Consider the following 15,497-nt stretch of genomic DNA (forward strand, 5'->3'; position numbering starts at 1 on the left):
AGAATGGTGGGTTATGATGGATTTGAACCATCGACCAATTGATTAAAAGTCAACTGCTCTACCAACTGAGCTAATAACCCGCTCTATGCGCTTATTCAATTATGAATGAAGCTTACGTATATCCGCCGATTGATGCCAAACACTATTCACAAGGAATAAAGAATGGTGGGTTATGATGGATTTGAACCATCGACCAATTGATTAAAAGTCAACTGCTCTACCAACTGAGCTAATAACCCGCTCTTATATAACTTTTCATAGAATGGTGGGTTATGATGGATTTGAACCATCGACCAATTGATTAAAAGTCAACTGCTCTACCAACTGAGCTAATAACCCGTTCCATGCGCTTATTAAGTTATGAATGAAGCCTGCGTATATCCGCCGATTGATGCCAAACACTATTCACAAGGAATAAAGAATGGTGGGTCATGATGGATTTGAACCATCGACCAATTGATTAAAAGTCAACTGCTCTACCAACTGAGCTAATGACCCGCTCTGACGTTGCGTTTTATAACAACTTAGTATTCTACGTAAATCCGCCGATAAAAGACCATTCAAAGAATGGTGGGTTATGATGGATTTGAACCATCGACCAATTGATTAAAAGTCAACTGCTCTACCAACTGAGCTAATAACCCGCTCTTTTTGTCGCATTTCGAGTGGGGTAACCATTCGTTTGCTGCGGGCGCTTATAATACTTATTTATAAAATGAGTGCAACCGAAATTGTCTCTTTTTTTAAGTTTTTATGTCTAGATGCACAAAATTAAACCGTTTGTGCTCAAACTACATGCAAATCCAAGATTCTTCGAGAGTTTCCATGTAGTTTGCTCGCCCTAACTAGAAATTTAATCGCTAGTGAACTTTAGTTTCCTAAACGATCAGTTGCTAGTTTTGCAGCGGTTGTACTTGGGTATTGATTGATAAGATCGCTCAATATTTTTTGCGCTTGCGCCGCTGAACCTTGATCTTGTAAAAGTGTGCCTAACTTTAGCATCGCATCTGGGCGTTTATTAGAATTTGGAAATTCGTTCACAACGACTTTAAAGTGCTCTACTGCTTTTACACCATCATTTTTAATAGTAAGCAACTGCCCTAACCAATAATGCGCATTAGACGCATAGACAGAGTTTGGGTAGGTAGTTAAAAACGTTTGAAATTCAGGAATCGCTTGGTCATAGCGTTTATCTTTCATTATTAACGCAACAGCGCGCTCATAGGCTTCGTTTTCAGATAAGTCACTGCTATAGGTCTGTGCATTGCTTTGTTGTGTGTAATCAGTTGCGGGAGCTGCTGCTGGCTGTGTATAAGCCTGGCTCACGCGGTTTTCAATTTCTTGATACAACTCACGCTGACGCTGCAGTACTTTTTCAAGCTTGTAGCTTTGCTCTTCGGTTACACCTCGAATTTGGCTTACTTCGTCTTGTAACAAGTTAAGCTGTTGCTGTAACTCAACTTGCAAAAAGTTACGCTGTTGCATCATATTCTCAAGCGACGCTAATCGCTTCTCAATACTTGATTGTGAACTCGCAGCTTCTGAAACAGGAGCGGGAGCAGCCATTAACTGGGTGCTCCCGCTCAATATCATGGCTGCCAAAATAATTTTCGGCTTCATAATATCTCTTATCTTAGTAAACTAGTACCGCACGGCGGTTTTTAGCGAAAGCTGATTCAGTGCGAGACTTAACCATTGGCTTCTCTTCACCGTAGCTTACCACTGACATTTGGCTAGCTGAAACACCTAAGCTTAATAAGTATTTTTCAACTGCTTGGCCACGGTGCTCACCTAATGCAATATTGTACTCTGGAGTACCGCGCTCATCTGCATGGCCTTCAATTAGTACTTTAACTGATGAGTTTTGAACTAAAAACTCAGCATGTGCACGAAGTAAGTCTGCGTACTTGCTTTCAACTGTCGCAGTATCAAAATCAAAGTATATTACTTGCTCTTGACGAAGTGCTTCGTACTTTTGACGAAGTTGTTCTTCTGCTTGTTGCTCAGGAGAAATTGTAGCAACTTCAACCGTATCAGTGTTAGTTGATTGCTCAACAACGCCTTGATTTGATTGGTTTGCAGCACCTTCATCAATATCTGAAGATGAGCTACAAGCTGCTAATGTCATTACTGGCACAGCAATTAGCAGGCCTTTAAGTATTTTGTTAAGTTTCATTGAGTAGATTCCTATTTTGAGTAAACCAGTAATATTACTGTAAGTATGGCGACCAAGCTGGTGCCTTTACTTGTCCGTCTAGCACAGGTAACCGTGCCTTAAAGCGGCCGTCCATCGATACTAGCGCAAGTACCTGTTTATTATTATGAAGCGTGCTATATATAATCATCGAACCATTTGGCGCTATGCTCGGTGATTCATCTAGGCGTGTTCTCGTTAATACTTGGAACGCGCCTGTAGCCAGCTCTTTCTTAGCAAGATGGTACTGCCCGTTGGTACGGTTAACCATCACTAATTCTTTTCCATCTGGTGAGATAGAACCCGCAAGGTTCATATCGCCATCAAAGGTAAGTCGTTTAGACCTACCTGTTTTTAAATTTAACTTATAAATCTGAGCATTACCACCCCTTTCAGATGTAAACACAATATCTTGACCATTAGGGTGCCAAGATGGTTCAGTATCTATGCTACGGTGATTTGTTAAGCGTGTTTCTTTGCGTGTAGCTAGGTCAAGCAAGTAAATTTCTGTTGCACCCGTCTTGTCCTTAGAAAGCACTAATAATAGCTTTTTACCATCTGGCGAAAACTGCGGTGCACCATTGATACCACGGTAGCTTGCTATTATTTCGCGCTTACCTGTGTATATATCTTGAATGTAAATTTGGCTTTGACGATTTTCAAACGTTACATACGCTAACTTAGTACCATCTGGTGACCACGCTGGCGACATTAAAGGCTCTTTTGAGCGAAGTAATACTTGCTCATTAAATCCGTCATAATCTGCAACAACTAACTGATAAGGCTTATCATCATTATCACGTACTATTACATAGGCAATTTTAGTTAAAAATGCGCCTTTTTCACCAGTCAATCTTTCATAGATAACGTCACTGATTCGATGAGAGTAACGGCGAAAACCACTTTCACCAATAACACTTTCACGCGCTTCCAAAATATGATCTTGGCTTTTAACTAGCTTACCATTACTCATCATTTGTGTGTTGCCACCGGTAATTTGGCCGCGGATCACGTCAACTAACTCATAACGCACTAAGTAACGCCCATCAGTTTGCTGCTCAACTTCGCCCACTAATATCGCTTCCACACCTTTATTAACCCAAGATGCGTAATCAATTTCGCTATCTTTGGTTGGCTGTTGTGGCATTTGCGCTACATCTACAGGCTTAAATTTACCACTGCGCATTAAATCGGCAGCAATAACACTGCTTAATTTTTCAGGGATTGGGCCAACACCTTGGTACTTAAAAGGTACTATAGCAATGGGCCTTGCACCGTCTACACCCTCAGTTATTACAATTTCAAGTGCTGCATTAGCAACACCCACAAACCCAAACAGTAAAACTAAACAGGCTATTTTTATTTTGTTGAACATATCATTCCTTTAAAATTCTGGCTTGATTGTTAAATTAATATTCTTAAGTTGTTCGAATACGTCTTTATCTTTAGATACCGGTAATGTGTCGGCCATGCGCACTGCTCTTAATGCAGCTTCACATACCAACTTATCGCCACCTAATGATTTAACTTGCGTTACTAAACCATTAAAACCTAAACGAATATTTACTCGGCACTGTTGGTTTTTCATTTTTTCATCAATCAATAAGTTTTGCTGAATACGCGCCATAATTAATGCACGGTACTTATCAACTTCGCTTACCACTTGTTGTTGACGTATTTTACTACGGGCAGCCTGCTCTTTGGCAAGTTGCTCTTGTAACATTTGCTCTTGCATTGCTTGCTGGCGTTTACGTTCGGCCTCGGCTGCACGCTCTTTTGCTTCTTCTTCACGTTTTTTACGTTCAGCTTCTGCTTTTTTAAGTGCGTCTTCTTCGGTTTTACGCTTATCAGCAGCAGCTTTTGCTGCACTTTCAGCTTCTTGCTTTTGCTTTTCAGCTTGCTTAGCTTTAGCGCGCTCTTTTTGCTCAATGGCACGTGCTTTTTTAGCTTGTGCTTGCGCCTCGGCTGTTTCTTTTTCTTTAGCTTTACGTTCTTGCTCTAGCTTTTTAATATGCCTAGATTCAGATTCGCGTTGCTTACGTGCATTGGCCGCTCTGCGTTCTAAATCGCGGATACGTTTGTCTTCAGCACTTTTTTTATCTTTTTCTTTCTTTTGAAGTTCAGCAATTTTTTGCTCAACTTGTTTTTGATCAACTGTAACGGCTGATACTGCTTTATCTGGCGTAGGTATAGCCGAATTAAGCGTTACTTCCATTACTTTAGGTGCTGGCGGATGAATGTTTGCAGACGCATACAAAAAACCACCAATTCCTAAATGAAGTACTATCGATTTTACTACTGAACTATTCATACAGCTACTTCCCCTCAAAGGATTCAGTCATTAATCCTACTGATGGTACGCCTGCATTTTTCAAAAAATCCATTAGTAATAATACTTCTTGATACGACACCTTACCCGAGCCTTTAATCATAACTGGCACGTCAGGGTTTTTCATTAACTGTAATTTTATAACCGCAGCAACATCAAGTGCTTCCATAGGCTCTTCAGGATCAGTACCTACGCTTACATAATATTTACCCTCTGCATCAATTGAAGCAATAATGGGCGGAGTATCTTTAGTATCAACTAAATCAGACTCTTCCATTTTAGGTAAATCAACTTTTACACCGTGTGTAATAAGCGGTGCTGTTGCCATAAATATAATAAGTAATACCAACATTACATCAATGTAAGGTACTACATTAATTTCTGCGACCGGACGGCGCTTTTTACGCTGATACATTCGCTTGTGCCTCTATTTGTGTAGCTGCTTGACGGTGTAAAATATTAGCAAACTCTTCCATAAAGTTAATATAGTGAGACTCAAGCTTTTCAACACTGTTTGAAAAGCGGTTATAAGCAATAACGGCCGGAATTGCCGCGAATAAACCCATAGCAGTCGCAATAAGTGCCTCTGCTATACCGGGTGCTACCATTTGTAATGTAGCTTGCTTAACTTCACCTAGTGCAATAAAGGCATTCATAATACCCCAAACTGTACCAAACAAACCGATGTACGGACTAATAGAACCTACCGTTGCTAAAAACGATAAGCTAGATTCAATTTTTTCAATTTCACGAGAAAGCGCAACACGCATAGAACGATGCGTCCCTTCCATAACAATACTCGCACTTTGAAATGTATTCTTTTTATGACGAGCAAACTCTTTAAAGCCTGAAGTAAATAAGGCTTCAATACCTTGAGACTGACCGCTGCGTGACGATATTTCGTTATACAATTTACTTAGATCAATACCAGACCAAAATTTTTGCTCAAATTTCTTAGCATTTGATAGTGCATCTGATATTGCTTTTTTACGCTGAAATATAATTGTCCACGACATTACAGACATGGCAACTAGCCCTAACATCACTAACTGAACAAGCAAGCTTGCTTCTAAAATTAGGTCTAAAAAATTAAGCCCTGATCCCACGTTAAACTCCTAAGTAATTTCAAAATACGGCAAATTGGTTAATTTGTGTAAATATGACCGTTTATACGGTCAAAAGTTGCATCTAGTGTATCTAGTCCATTTCAAGCTGACAACGGTATTGCTATGAATAGGCAACAAAAAACGTTAAAAAACAGCTTTAGTTGGCATTTCCCTTTGCCTCAGTATTTTATTTAATCTTTTAAATAAACTCGCTAACTATAAATATGCGTAAATATATAAGTAAAACGTCATAAAATGCGCCGTTTATTCAAAATAAGAGCATAAACACTCAAAACCTATAAGCCTTACCTTCACGTAACAGTAAAACTAATACCGAGCCACATCAAAAGAAATAACTTAAGCCATAAATTTCATTAACTTATAAATTTAACGATTAATTAACGCGCAAGATTCAAACAACAATAAAAGTCACCGAATTAGTTTTTCTAATCCGAAAATACAAATTTTCTAGTTTGAACAAATAAAGGTTCTTACGTATTATTCTCCCATACCGAACTAGCGCACCGAATGAGATAGTTTCATTAAGCCAAGTTCTTAGTAATAGGATATTTTATCGTATTACATTGTTTTACTCTTTATGGATAAAACCAAATTAAGTAAAACATAGTTCCCTAGATTACTTCCTTCAACTTGTTGTTTGCCCGCATTTTTTGCGGGCTTTTTTTTGTCTGCAATTTGGTGCGCTACACACTATATTTATAAACTAGTAATCGCTTTACTCAATCTACGATAAGTAATTCGCTTACTAGTTTGAATGGTACGCAGGATAGCTTCGCTAGTCTTAACGCCCTGTGAATTAACAGTTAACTATAGAGCATATCAGTCTTTTTAAGTAACATTTGCAACAGTGCGTTTAGGTTTTAGGGATAATATCAACCTTCATAAACACTTAAACAATTTAACGAATTAAATAACTCTGTAGTGTTGTTAAAAGCTTTTTGTTTAAAACAATTTAAGCAAATTAGTATAATAGTTTGCGGGTAAGGGATACAAATGCAGTTACCTGCTGCGCACTAAGACACAGCAAGTAATGAATATATATAAGTTTAGTCTTTTTTAGGAAGTAAACCAAAGTGATGGTATGCGCTGTCTGACACTATTCGCCCACGGGGTGTGCGCTGAATAAACCCTTGCTGAATTAAAAATGGCTCTATTACGTCTTCTATTGTTTCACGCTCTTCGCCAATAGCAGCCGCTACATTGTCGAGCCCTACGGGGCCGCCCATAAATTTTTCAATTATGGCGAGTAAGTATTTGCGGTCCATATAATCAAAACCACTTTTATCTACGTCAATCATGTCAAGCGCTTGCTTAGCTACTTCGGCATTTACTGTGCCGTCAGACTTTACTTGTGTGTAATCGCGTACACGGCGTAATAAACGGTTTGCAATACGCGGTGTGCCGCGCGAGCGCTGTGCAATTTCGGTTGCGCCATCGTCGCACATTTCTAAATCAAGATAATGTGCAGAGCGCCCTACTATATGTGATAAATCTTCTACAGAATAAAACTCTAATCGCTGCACAATACCAAAACGGTCACGTAGTGGCGATGTAAGTGAGCCTGCTCGCGTGGTTGCACCTATGAGTGTAAATGCTGGTAAATCTAATTTAATAGAACGTGCAGCTGGGCCTTCACCAATCATTATATCAAGCTGATAGTCTTCCATCGCTGGGTAGAGTATTTCTTCAACTTGCGGGCTTAGTCTGTGTATTTCATCAATAAACAGTACATCGCCTTCTTCTAAATTAGTAAGTAGTGCGGCTAAATCGCCCGCTTTTTCAAGTACTGGGCCTGATGTTGTTTTAATGCTTACGTGTAATTCGTTGGCCACAATGTTTGCAAGCGTGGTTTTACCAAGCCCTGGAGGGCCAAATATTAATAAATGATCGAGCGCTTCACCACGGGTTCGAGCAGCTTCAATGAAAATTTCCATTTGCTGCTTAACATGAGGCTGGCCTCTGTAATCGGCTAAAAGTTTTGGTCTTATTGCACGATCTATAGAGTCTTCATTTGTTTTTTCAGTCGCATCAATTAAGCGATCCGCTTCAATCATGGGTTACTCACAACATTGATTTTAAAGATTCTCTAATAAGAACCTCAGTAGACATATCGGGTTTGCTTATCGATTTTACTGCTTTTTGAGCTTGTGGCAATTTATAACCTAACGCAAGCAGTGCTGATACGGCATCGTCTGCTGCATTATTAGCAATTGTCGCATCGCTCATTGGCTCTATTACTGCGCTATCGCTAAATGGCGTAAATAAATCATTGCCCCAATCTTTTAATCTGTCTTTCATTTCGAGTACTAAGCGCTCGGCTGTTTTTTTACCTACACCCGGTAATTTAACAAGCGATGTTGAGTCTTCGTTATTCACACAACTCACAAATTGCTTAGCTGACATACCCGATAAAATAGCTAAACCAAGTTTTGGCCCTACGCCATTTGCTTTTAATAGCTCTCTAAATAAGGCACGCTCAACTTTATTATTAAAACCAAATAATAACTGAGCATCTTCGCGCACTACAAAGTGCGTATAAACAATCGCGTTTTCACCAATTTTTGGTAAATCGTAAAAACAGGTCATTGGCATTTGTACTTCGTAACCTACTCCACTTACTTCGAGTAAGATTTCTGGTGGCTGTTTTTCGACTAAAATACCATTTAAACGGCCTATCATAGTTATTTCCTTAAACGTCCTCTAACGGTTTTGCTTGCGCTACCCGCTAGTTTAATTAAATTTTGTTCTGAGTGAGCATGGCAAATCGCAATAGCCAGTGCATCAGCTGCATCGGCCTGTGGCGTACCGGGTAGTTTTAAAATATTTTTTACCATGTGCTGCACTTGTGTTTTATCAGCGCCACCGTTGCCTACTACCGCTTGCTTAATTTGCCTTGCTGAATATTCAAATACGGGTAAGTCGGCCATTGCAGCGCCCACAATAGCAGCGCCTCTAGCTTGGCCTAGTTTTAAAGCAGAATCGGGGTTGTGCGCCATAAATACTTTTTCAATGGCAAAGGTTTCTGGTGAAAACTGCTCAATAAGCTGTGTAATGCCTTGGTAGATCATTTTAAGTCTAACCGGAAAAGGATGATCGGCTAACTTAATACAGCCACTGCCTAAGTATGTAAATTTAGAACCTTGGTGGGCAACAACGCCATATCCGGTCAAACGTGAACCAGGATCGATCCCTAAAATAATGGCCAAACTTGCATTCTCATTATTGTTATTTTTAAATTACGCTAATAATGCCAGAGCACTGTATAAATTACCAGTACAAAGAAAACAAAAATGCCCACGTGTTAGGTGGGCATTAGAAGGAGCATGTTAGTTTAAGCTTACCCTAGGGCACGCACTAATCCTTGAGTGTTTTGTTTAAGTGTTCGGGCAATCATTAAATAGCCTAAACCTGCTACAAATACGCCGCCCGCTACCGGCCCAATAATCCATATATGTGGGTGTAGCTTACCGGCTAAATCAAACATTTGTTGCTGCACAATTAAAAGCGCTATATCACTAAAAAATGCAGCGACTAAACCGGCTAAACCACCGAGTAATAAAAACTCATACAGGGTCGCGTTTTTAATTAATCGGCTTTTAGCGCCAAGCGTTCGCAGTATTACAATTTCTTGCATACGTTCACCCAAACTAGCTTGCACTTGCGATATAAGTACAAGCGCCCCACACAGCACAACAATAGCCAGTACAAAGCCAATGGCGAGAGAGACTTGCGAAATAGTTGTTTGTATTTGCTTAACAAAATTATCAATGTCAATGGCTGTAATAGTTGGGTAAGTGCGCAGTAACTGGCTAAAGTCACGCTTTTGCTCTGGGTTTATGCGTACCGACGAAATATACGTTGCCGGAAAATCTGCAAGTACATCGGGGCTTAAAATAATAAAAAAGTTAGGTTTAAGCGTGGCCCAATTAACTTTACGAACACTGGTGATTTTAGCGTCGAACGACTGCGAACCAATTAAAAATGTAAGCGTGTCGCCTATCTCAACATCTAAACGCTCAAGCATCGACTCCTCTACTGAGGCTTCAGCCATCGCATTTTCACCAAACCACGTGCCTTGTGTTACTTCATTTTGGTCAGGCACATCTTTAAGCCATGTAAGGTTTAGCTCGCGGCCAATACCTGCACGTGCTTCTTCGTCTTTTTTCTCGTTGTCTTGCAGCGATACAGAACGTGCTACCAACTCGCCGTTTACCGCATTTACGCGTCCACGAATAGTGGGATAAAACTCTGATACCTGAATATCTTTTTGTGCTAAATACTCATTAATTGGCTCAAGCTCATTTTGCGTAATATTAACTAAAAATGCATTAGGCGCATCGTTTGGTAGTTGCGACTGCCAATCAGATATCATGTCGTTTTTAAGTACCACTAAAAACAGCAGTAATTTAATCGCTAACGAAAAACTAATTAACTGTACCGCGTTCACATTTGCACGCTTTTGAATAGATGCAATTGCAAGCGACCAACTGTTACCTGGCTTAAGCCCTAATTTTCGACCGCCACCAAATATTAATTTAGATATCAAAAACAACACACCAATTAGCGCAAGCGTTGAGGCAAACAAAATAAGCGTTATTTTTATGTTGTTACTAAATAACCACATTAATAAAAACACAGTTAGCGCACTCATGCCTAAATGCACACGACTTACTGCCAACTTGTCACCTAAGTTACGGCGCAGCACTCTAAGCGGTGGAATATCAAATAAATCAAATAACGGTTTAATAGAAAACATAACAGCACAAATTACGCCAGTGCTTATAGCCACCAGCCAAGGTTTAAAGCCACCTAAAGGTAGCTCTGTGCCCATACTTTTTGATAAGTAACTTGTTGCTATTTCTTGCAAGCCATAACCAATTAAAAGCCCAATACTTACCGCCATTGCACATACAAGCAATAAATGGAGCATGTATATTTTGCGGATCATTGAACGGCTACCGCCTAGCGTTTTCATCATCGCTACTGGATCGTATTGGCGTTCACAATAACGTTTTGCTGAAACGGCTATAGCCACTGCGGCTAAAATAATACCCAATAAGCCAGCGAGCAATAAAAAGCTCTCTGCGCGGTTTAAACTATTTGAAATAGGTGATTGACGGTCTTTAACGCCGTACCATTGTTGGTTTTCTTTCATTTGTGGTTTGAGCCACTCGTAAAAGCTATTTATGTCAGCCTCACTACCGGCATAAAGTTGGCGGTAATAAACACGACTACCCGGTTGCACAACTTCGGTTTTTGCCACATCGTCAATATTAATAAGCACACGACGGCTGCTTGAAAATACATTAAATGGCGCATCGGGCTCTTCTACAATAACTTTTGAAACATTAAATAATGCAGCGCCAAGTTCTACTTGCGCACCTATATCAATGTTTAAACTGTAAAATACTGACTCACTTAGCCACACATTACCAGGCGCTGGACCGCTATTAGCAACCTTAGTTTCACCTGTTAAGGTATCTTTAACTTTTAACTGCCCTTTTAACGGGTACGCATTAGATGCCGCTTTTACTGAGCTAAACTGCATTTCATCATCGGCAAACAACATAGTGTCGAAGTACACCATTTGCGCCGTTTTTAAATTTTGGCTCTGTGCTTTAGTAATAAAAGCAGTGTCGAGCACATGATCACTGGCTAGAACGCGATCTGCAGCAATAAAAGCACTGCTTTTTTGTGCAATACTTTGCCCTATTCGCTCAGTAACCATCGACAGTGTAAGTACGGTTAAAACAGCAAGTGCGATAGCCGCGCTTATAACGGTTAACTCACCACGGCGAAATTCTCGCGAAAATAACTTAAGCGCTAACTTAACCCACATCGGCAACGTCCTCTACTTCGCTTTTTACCAGTAAACCCGCTTCTATTTGAATAATATGCTCACATTTTTGTGCAAGCCCTTCATCGTGAGTAACTAAAATAAGCGTAGTGCCATGTTGAGTATTTAAATCAAATAATAAGGATTCAATCATTTTACCGTTTTTGCTGTCTAAGTTAGCCGAAGGCTCATCAGCAAACAGTATTTTAGGTGTACCAATAAAAGCACGCGCTATAGCAACACGTTGTTGCTCACCGCCAGATAGCTGCGACGGGTAATGATCAATTCGATGGCTCAAGCCTACTTTTTCAAGTAGAGCTATTGCTTGCTCTTTCGCATCACTTTCGCCAGCAAGTTCTGCTGGTAGCATAACGTTTTCAAGTGCAGTTAAGCTCTGTACTAACATAAACGATTGAAACACAAATCCAATTTTAGCCGCGCGCAGTGCAGCACGTTCTTCTTCATCTAAATTGTGTAATGGCTCGCCATCTAAAAATATTTCGCCGCTGCTTGCAGTGTCCAGCCCTGCTAATAAACTGAGTAACGTAGATTTACCAGAGCCCGACGTGCCAACAATAGCAACAGACTCGCCATGCTTGACATTAAAGCTGATGTCGCTGAGGATGGGCAGCTCACCTTCAAAGGTAGAGACTACTTTAGACAAACCATTAACTTGTATTATATTTAATTGAGAAAGCGCTGACATATGACTCATTCAATCCTACGTTTAGTATTCATTTTATTTTTAGTTATCAAACCGCTGAGTGCAGCAGCCAACAACACGATTTTAATACTCGGTGACAGTTTAAGTGCAGCCTACGGACTTCAACAAGAAGAAGGCTGGGTAAAATTGTTACAAGATAAATACGATGACGAACAAACCGACATAGAACTTATCAACGCCAGTATTAGTGGCGAAACATCTGGAGGCGCCCTACGTCGTTTAGATGCATTGCTTGAGCAATACGAACCCACTCATGTACTTATTGAGCTAGGTGCTAACGACGGTTTACGTGGTTTTCCAGTTAAAAAAATGCAAGCTAACTTAACGTCTCTTATTCAAAAAAGCCAAGCAGCTAATGCGATGACCGCCTTAATGGAGATTTACATTCCCCCTAATTACGGTCCGCGTTATAGCAAAATGTTTACAGACACTTTTACAGACGTTAGCGAAGAAACAAATGCGCATTTAATGAACTTTTTTATGCTAGATATTGCCAGCCAATCTGATCTAATGCAAAACGATAGTTTACACCCTAACAAAAAAGCCCAGCCATTAATACGAGATGAGATGTATGACTCGATCAAAAAGTGGTTAAATAAAGACTAGCCAATTAATACACCGCAAGAGAGCTATTTTATGCCTCTTGCGTAATAAACATCCAAACAAACAATCGCTTATTGATTTTTAAAAAAATACACGTACTATTGCATACAAAGTCGGTATGTGGCGCAGCTTGGTAGCGCACTGTCATGGGGTGGCAGGGGTCGAGAGTTCGAATCTCTCCATACCGACCAATTAACAACATCTAACCTTAGATCCAAACCTAATCCTGAGCTTTCAATACTTCCGTAAAATAATTCTTATAACGTTAATTGATATCACGAGTATCTAGGTGTAAGGTTAATTCCAGATACATATTTATTTGAGGTAGTAAAATGAGTAAAGGTAAGAAAAAAATCACAAAGAGTATGATTTTAAGATCTGTTGCTAGCTCTACTGCCATCGAAACTGGCGAAACAGTTAAAACAATAGAGAAAAAGCTAAAAGCAAACAAACTCAAATATGAGTCTCTTTCACTCGCTATTTAATTATATCTCTCACAAGCCTTTCTATGTGTTGGTAATTTTGATTTACACCCGCTTGAATTGACCTGAAATAAAAGTCTTTATGCTCGTCCCACAAGCTATAATCAAGCGTTCCTTTACCAGCTTTACTGCACAAAAAATCCATTAATAAACGGCTTATCCTACCGTTACCTTCACGAAATGGATGAATTAGAATAAACTCAACATGGCTCTGAGCTAAAAATGACACAAGCTCTTCATTTGTCATATCTGGTAAGTTATTAAATCGAGATAAATACTCATTTTCAAATAGCCTAATATTTTTCTCAATTTGTAAAGGCGACATAAACTGAAACCCGCCCTTGCCCATATCAATACTTCTTATTTTACCTGCCCACTCGTATACATTACCTAGCCATTGCCTATGCCAATTAGCCACATTTTGAAAAGAAAAAGTAACACTTTCTGAGTCAGCCGTTGTAAAAATATTTTCATATAGCTTAATTAAAAGAACTGCTTCAACATCATCCATCTCCGTTTCATCAACGATCGCTAACTTGTTTGCTAAAACTAGCCTTTCAGATCCAGGTTGATATTGCGCTTCAACAGAATCACTCTCGTATTTAGACATTTTATTGAACCAGTAAAATAATGAGTGTAAAAGTGCTTACCAACCAATGCAAGTAACCTTTAGCATTCCCCATTTTATATAAGTCAAAACTATGTAAATCACTGAATATGAAATACCACAATGATGAAACTAAACGGCAAACTTTTGATTCAAAATGGTCTGGTAGAAATGCTGTGCTTATACCGTGACACCCAAAGGAGGTTTAACACGCGAAGTACTAATACCCCACGATTTATCAGCTAAATTGCAACTTCGTAAATTTAAACAAGCTGTCACTATTGTTGATAGAAAAATAAACTACTTACAGCGCTACAATATAGGAGGCGGTAAAAAGTGGTCTGATTCACTTAATAAAGCATCAAACCGTACTCTCTCTTTTTCCAATGGTGCACATGGACTCAGGCATAGCTACGCACAAGAAAGACTATTAGAGCTGATACTTAACCAATATCCATATCAAATAATACTAGAGACCGTTTCAAAAGAAATGGGATATTTTAGAGCTGAGAGCACTGTAGTGTACTAAATATAAAAGTAACTAATTATTGTATTGAAATATTAGAAGATTAAGTTCTTCAATTAAATTAATGAGCATTTTTTTATGTTCTAATTGAACGCAGTCATATCTATCCCCATAATTGACTAAACTCAATAAATAAGATCTAAACCCTTTTAGCTTATTCTCTACTTGGGACTTTGCATAGACTTGTGTGAATTCAGCCTTGTTGTGATATATAAGTTTAAGATTTGATATTTCAGTAAAAAAAAGCTTTCTCATTATTGAAAAATCACTAATTTTTTTAACTTTTTTTAAATATATAAGTTTTCTGATTAGTTTTAGTCTTTCATTCGAAAAACTCATGTATTTGTTATTTTCTGAACCTGATATTACATAGCCGTTTAGTGAAATTTGATTTTTTGTCTTTATTGTTTTTTTATTATTCAATTTCATATTTAGCTGAGATATAACATACGATATTTGGCTTTCAAACCAATTGGATTTAATTGTTTTATCATTAATACTGGAGAATAAAAGATCATCGGAGTATCGAGAATATATGATTCCGGATTCTAGACATATCTTTTCTATTTGAATATCTAATGGCCTAAATATCAAGTTCGCAACCCTAGGTGATGCTGGGAAACCTATAGGTAGAATATCGACCTTATCATACTTAATTGTTAAAAATTCTGAAACTTTTCTTGCCAGTAAAGACTTGTCTAGCTCTTTTGAACTACGTAAATGAGACTCAATTGTTTGTTCGATAACAGACTTAGAAATTGAATGGAAAAATGATTTTATATCTAACCGCAGAAAATAGTTGCTTTTTATATGGGGTCTAAAGAAGTCAAAATATGAGTAACCTTTTCTATAGGCAACTGATGAGTTATTAAGAGGTAATTTACTTAGTAATTCACCCAAAGCGCTGCTGGCTTCAGAATAGGCACCATTGTCCGGTATATGGTAACCTGATTTTAGCTTTGAATTTTTAGGAATTTTATCGATGTCTTGAATTGACTCGACATTAAGAGAACTTAAAACTTCTAGTATAGATATTTTTGACATAATTATTTGCTACATTACGGTACAA

Annotated in this window: 16 protein-coding genes and 6 tRNA genes; 4 read left to right on the forward strand and 18 right to left on the reverse strand. The window is 38.8% G+C overall.

Annotation, left to right across the window (positions count from 1 at the left end):
* Positions 1–4: 4 nt before the first annotated feature.
* From I6F50_RS06170 to I6F50_RS06245, 16 genes are all read right to left on the reverse strand, one after another.
* A tRNA-Lys gene (locus tag I6F50_RS06170) sits at positions 5–80 on the reverse strand.
* An 83-nt stretch (positions 81–163) separates the two neighbouring features.
* Positions 164–239: transfer RNA gene (locus I6F50_RS06175), tRNA-Lys, on the reverse strand.
* Between the two features lie 24 nt (positions 240–263).
* Positions 264–339, reverse strand: a tRNA-Lys gene (locus I6F50_RS06180).
* Between the two features lie 83 nt (positions 340–422).
* A tRNA-Lys gene (locus I6F50_RS06185) sits at positions 423–498 on the reverse strand.
* Positions 499–568: 70 nt separating this feature from the next.
* A tRNA-Lys gene (locus I6F50_RS06190) sits at positions 569–644 on the reverse strand.
* Positions 645–870: 226 nt separating this feature from the next.
* Entirely contained in the window at positions 871–1,620 is a 750-nt protein-coding gene (ybgF, locus tag I6F50_RS06195) for a tol-pal system protein YbgF (RefSeq protein ID WP_024590479.1), read from the reverse strand.
* Positions 1,621–1,633: 13 nt separating this feature from the next.
* On the reverse strand, positions 1,634–2,176 hold the full coding sequence (pal, locus tag I6F50_RS06200) for a peptidoglycan-associated lipoprotein Pal (protein WP_007580392.1): 543 nt from the start codon (positions 2,174–2,176) through the stop codon (positions 1,634–1,636).
* Between the two features lie 34 nt (positions 2,177–2,210).
* The gene (gene tolB, locus I6F50_RS06205; RefSeq protein WP_197175639.1) at positions 2,211–3,569 is read right to left on the reverse strand and encodes a Tol-Pal system beta propeller repeat protein TolB; all 1,359 of its coding nucleotides are present in this window, start codon (positions 3,567–3,569) and stop codon (positions 2,211–2,213) included.
* Between the two features lie 9 nt (positions 3,570–3,578).
* Complete coding sequence (gene tolA, locus I6F50_RS06210; protein ID WP_007580388.1) at positions 3,579–4,505, reverse strand: cell envelope integrity protein TolA; 927 nt, start codon at positions 4,503–4,505, stop codon at positions 3,579–3,581.
* Between the two features lie 4 nt (positions 4,506–4,509).
* The gene (gene tolR / locus I6F50_RS06215) at positions 4,510–4,938 is read right to left on the reverse strand and encodes a protein TolR (RefSeq protein ID WP_007580386.1); all 429 of its coding nucleotides are present in this window, start codon (positions 4,936–4,938) and stop codon (positions 4,510–4,512) included.
* Entirely contained in the window at positions 4,925–5,629 is a 705-nt protein-coding gene (gene tolQ, locus I6F50_RS06220) for a protein TolQ (protein ID WP_007580384.1), read from the reverse strand. Before tolQ ends, tolR begins: the two co-directional genes overlap by 14 nt.
* A gap of 1,067 nt (positions 5,630–6,696) precedes the next feature.
* Positions 6,697–7,704, reverse strand: coding sequence for a Holliday junction branch migration DNA helicase RuvB (gene ruvB, locus I6F50_RS06225; RefSeq protein ID WP_138585712.1), 1,008 nt, complete (start codon positions 7,702–7,704; stop codon positions 6,697–6,699).
* 7 nt (positions 7,705–7,711) lie between these two features.
* The gene (gene ruvA, locus I6F50_RS06230) at positions 7,712–8,329 is read right to left on the reverse strand and encodes a Holliday junction branch migration protein RuvA (protein ID WP_002960647.1); all 618 of its coding nucleotides are present in this window, start codon (positions 8,327–8,329) and stop codon (positions 7,712–7,714) included.
* A gap of 2 nt (positions 8,330–8,331) precedes the next feature.
* Entirely contained in the window at positions 8,332–8,856 is a 525-nt protein-coding gene (gene ruvC / locus I6F50_RS06235) for a crossover junction endodeoxyribonuclease RuvC (protein WP_002960649.1), read from the reverse strand.
* A gap of 131 nt (positions 8,857–8,987) precedes the next feature.
* Positions 8,988–11,489 (reverse strand): ABC transporter permease, encoded by a 2,502-nt coding sequence (locus I6F50_RS06240; protein WP_197175640.1) that lies wholly within the window; start codon positions 11,487–11,489, stop codon positions 8,988–8,990.
* Positions 11,479–12,192 (reverse strand): ABC transporter ATP-binding protein, encoded by a 714-nt coding sequence (locus I6F50_RS06245; RefSeq protein WP_165728877.1) that lies wholly within the window; start codon positions 12,190–12,192, stop codon positions 11,479–11,481. Before I6F50_RS06245 ends, I6F50_RS06240 begins: the two co-directional genes overlap by 11 nt.
* Between I6F50_RS06245 and I6F50_RS06250 the strand changes: the two genes are divergently transcribed.
* From I6F50_RS06250 to I6F50_RS06260, 3 genes are all read left to right on the forward strand, one after another.
* Positions 12,193–12,816 carry an arylesterase gene (locus I6F50_RS06250; protein ID WP_165728852.1) on the forward strand — a complete coding sequence of 208 codons (624 nt, stop codon included), beginning with the start codon at positions 12,193–12,195 and terminating at the stop codon, positions 12,814–12,816.
* A 111-nt stretch (positions 12,817–12,927) separates the two neighbouring features.
* Positions 12,928–13,004: transfer RNA gene (locus tag I6F50_RS06255), tRNA-Pro, on the forward strand.
* 141 nt (positions 13,005–13,145) lie between these two features.
* Complete coding sequence (locus I6F50_RS06260) at positions 13,146–13,298, forward strand: hypothetical protein (RefSeq protein WP_197175641.1); 153 nt, start codon at positions 13,146–13,148, stop codon at positions 13,296–13,298.
* Here I6F50_RS06260 and I6F50_RS06265 read toward each other — a convergent pair.
* Positions 13,291–13,905, reverse strand: coding sequence for a Fic family protein (locus I6F50_RS06265; protein ID WP_197175642.1), 615 nt, complete (start codon positions 13,903–13,905; stop codon positions 13,291–13,293). The two genes, I6F50_RS06260 and I6F50_RS06265, sit on opposite strands and share 8 nt — an antisense overlap.
* A 184-nt stretch (positions 13,906–14,089) precedes the next feature.
* Between I6F50_RS06265 and I6F50_RS06270 the strand changes: the two genes are divergently transcribed.
* On the forward strand, positions 14,090–14,431 hold the full coding sequence (locus I6F50_RS06270; protein WP_197175643.1) for a hypothetical protein: 342 nt from the start codon (positions 14,090–14,092) through the stop codon (positions 14,429–14,431).
* A 12-nt stretch (positions 14,432–14,443) separates the two neighbouring features.
* Here the strand turns inward: I6F50_RS06270 and I6F50_RS06275 are convergent, their stop codons facing one another.
* The gene (locus I6F50_RS06275) at positions 14,444–15,472 is read right to left on the reverse strand and encodes a reverse transcriptase family protein (RefSeq protein ID WP_197175645.1); all 1,029 of its coding nucleotides are present in this window, start codon (positions 15,470–15,472) and stop codon (positions 14,444–14,446) included.
* Positions 15,473–15,497: the final 25 nt, after the last annotated feature.

The organism is Pseudoalteromonas sp. NZS127_1, assembly GCF_015864295.1.
GTDB classification, from domain to species: Bacteria; Pseudomonadota; Gammaproteobacteria; order Enterobacterales; family Alteromonadaceae; genus Pseudoalteromonas; species Pseudoalteromonas arctica.

What these genes read in the sequence shown, in the direction of transcription:
- ybgF (WP_024590479.1), bottom strand. Translation starts at nt 1,620, where the DNA reads ATGAAGCCGAAAATTATTTTGGCAGCCATGATATTGAGCGGGAGCACC.
- pal (WP_007580392.1), bottom strand. Translation starts at nt 2,176, where the DNA reads ATGAAACTTAACAAAATACTTAAAGGCCTGCTAATTGCTGTGCCAGTA.
- tolB (WP_197175639.1), bottom strand. Translation starts at nt 3,569, where the DNA reads ATGTTCAACAAAATAAAAATAGCCTGTTTAGTTTTACTGTTTGGGTTT.
- tolA (WP_007580388.1), bottom strand. Translation starts at nt 4,505, where the DNA reads ATGAATAGTTCAGTAGTAAAATCGATAGTACTTCATTTAGGAATTGGT.
- tolR (WP_007580386.1), bottom strand. Translation starts at nt 4,938, where the DNA reads ATGTATCAGCGTAAAAAGCGCCGTCCGGTCGCAGAAATTAATGTAGTA.
- ruvB (WP_138585712.1), bottom strand. Translation starts at nt 7,704, where the DNA reads ATGATTGAAGCGGATCGCTTAATTGATGCGACTGAAAAAACAAATGAA.
- ruvA (WP_002960647.1), bottom strand. Translation starts at nt 8,329, where the DNA reads ATGATAGGCCGTTTAAATGGTATTTTAGTCGAAAAACAGCCACCAGAA.
- I6F50_RS06240 (WP_197175640.1), bottom strand. Translation starts at nt 11,489, where the DNA reads ATGTGGGTTAAGTTAGCGCTTAAGTTATTTTCGCGAGAATTTCGCCGT.
- I6F50_RS06245 (WP_165728877.1), bottom strand. Translation starts at nt 12,192, where the DNA reads ATGTCAGCGCTTTCTCAATTAAATATAATACAAGTTAATGGTTTGTCT.
- I6F50_RS06250 (WP_165728852.1), top strand. Translation starts at nt 12,193, where the DNA reads ATGACTCATTCAATCCTACGTTTAGTATTCATTTTATTTTTAGTTATC.
- I6F50_RS06260 (WP_197175641.1), top strand. Translation starts at nt 13,146, where the DNA reads ATGAGTAAAGGTAAGAAAAAAATCACAAAGAGTATGATTTTAAGATCT.
- I6F50_RS06265 (WP_197175642.1), bottom strand. Translation starts at nt 13,905, where the DNA reads ATGTCTAAATACGAGAGTGATTCTGTTGAAGCGCAATATCAACCTGGA.
- I6F50_RS06275 (WP_197175645.1), bottom strand. Translation starts at nt 15,472, where the DNA reads ATGTCAAAAATATCTATACTAGAAGTTTTAAGTTCTCTTAATGTCGAG.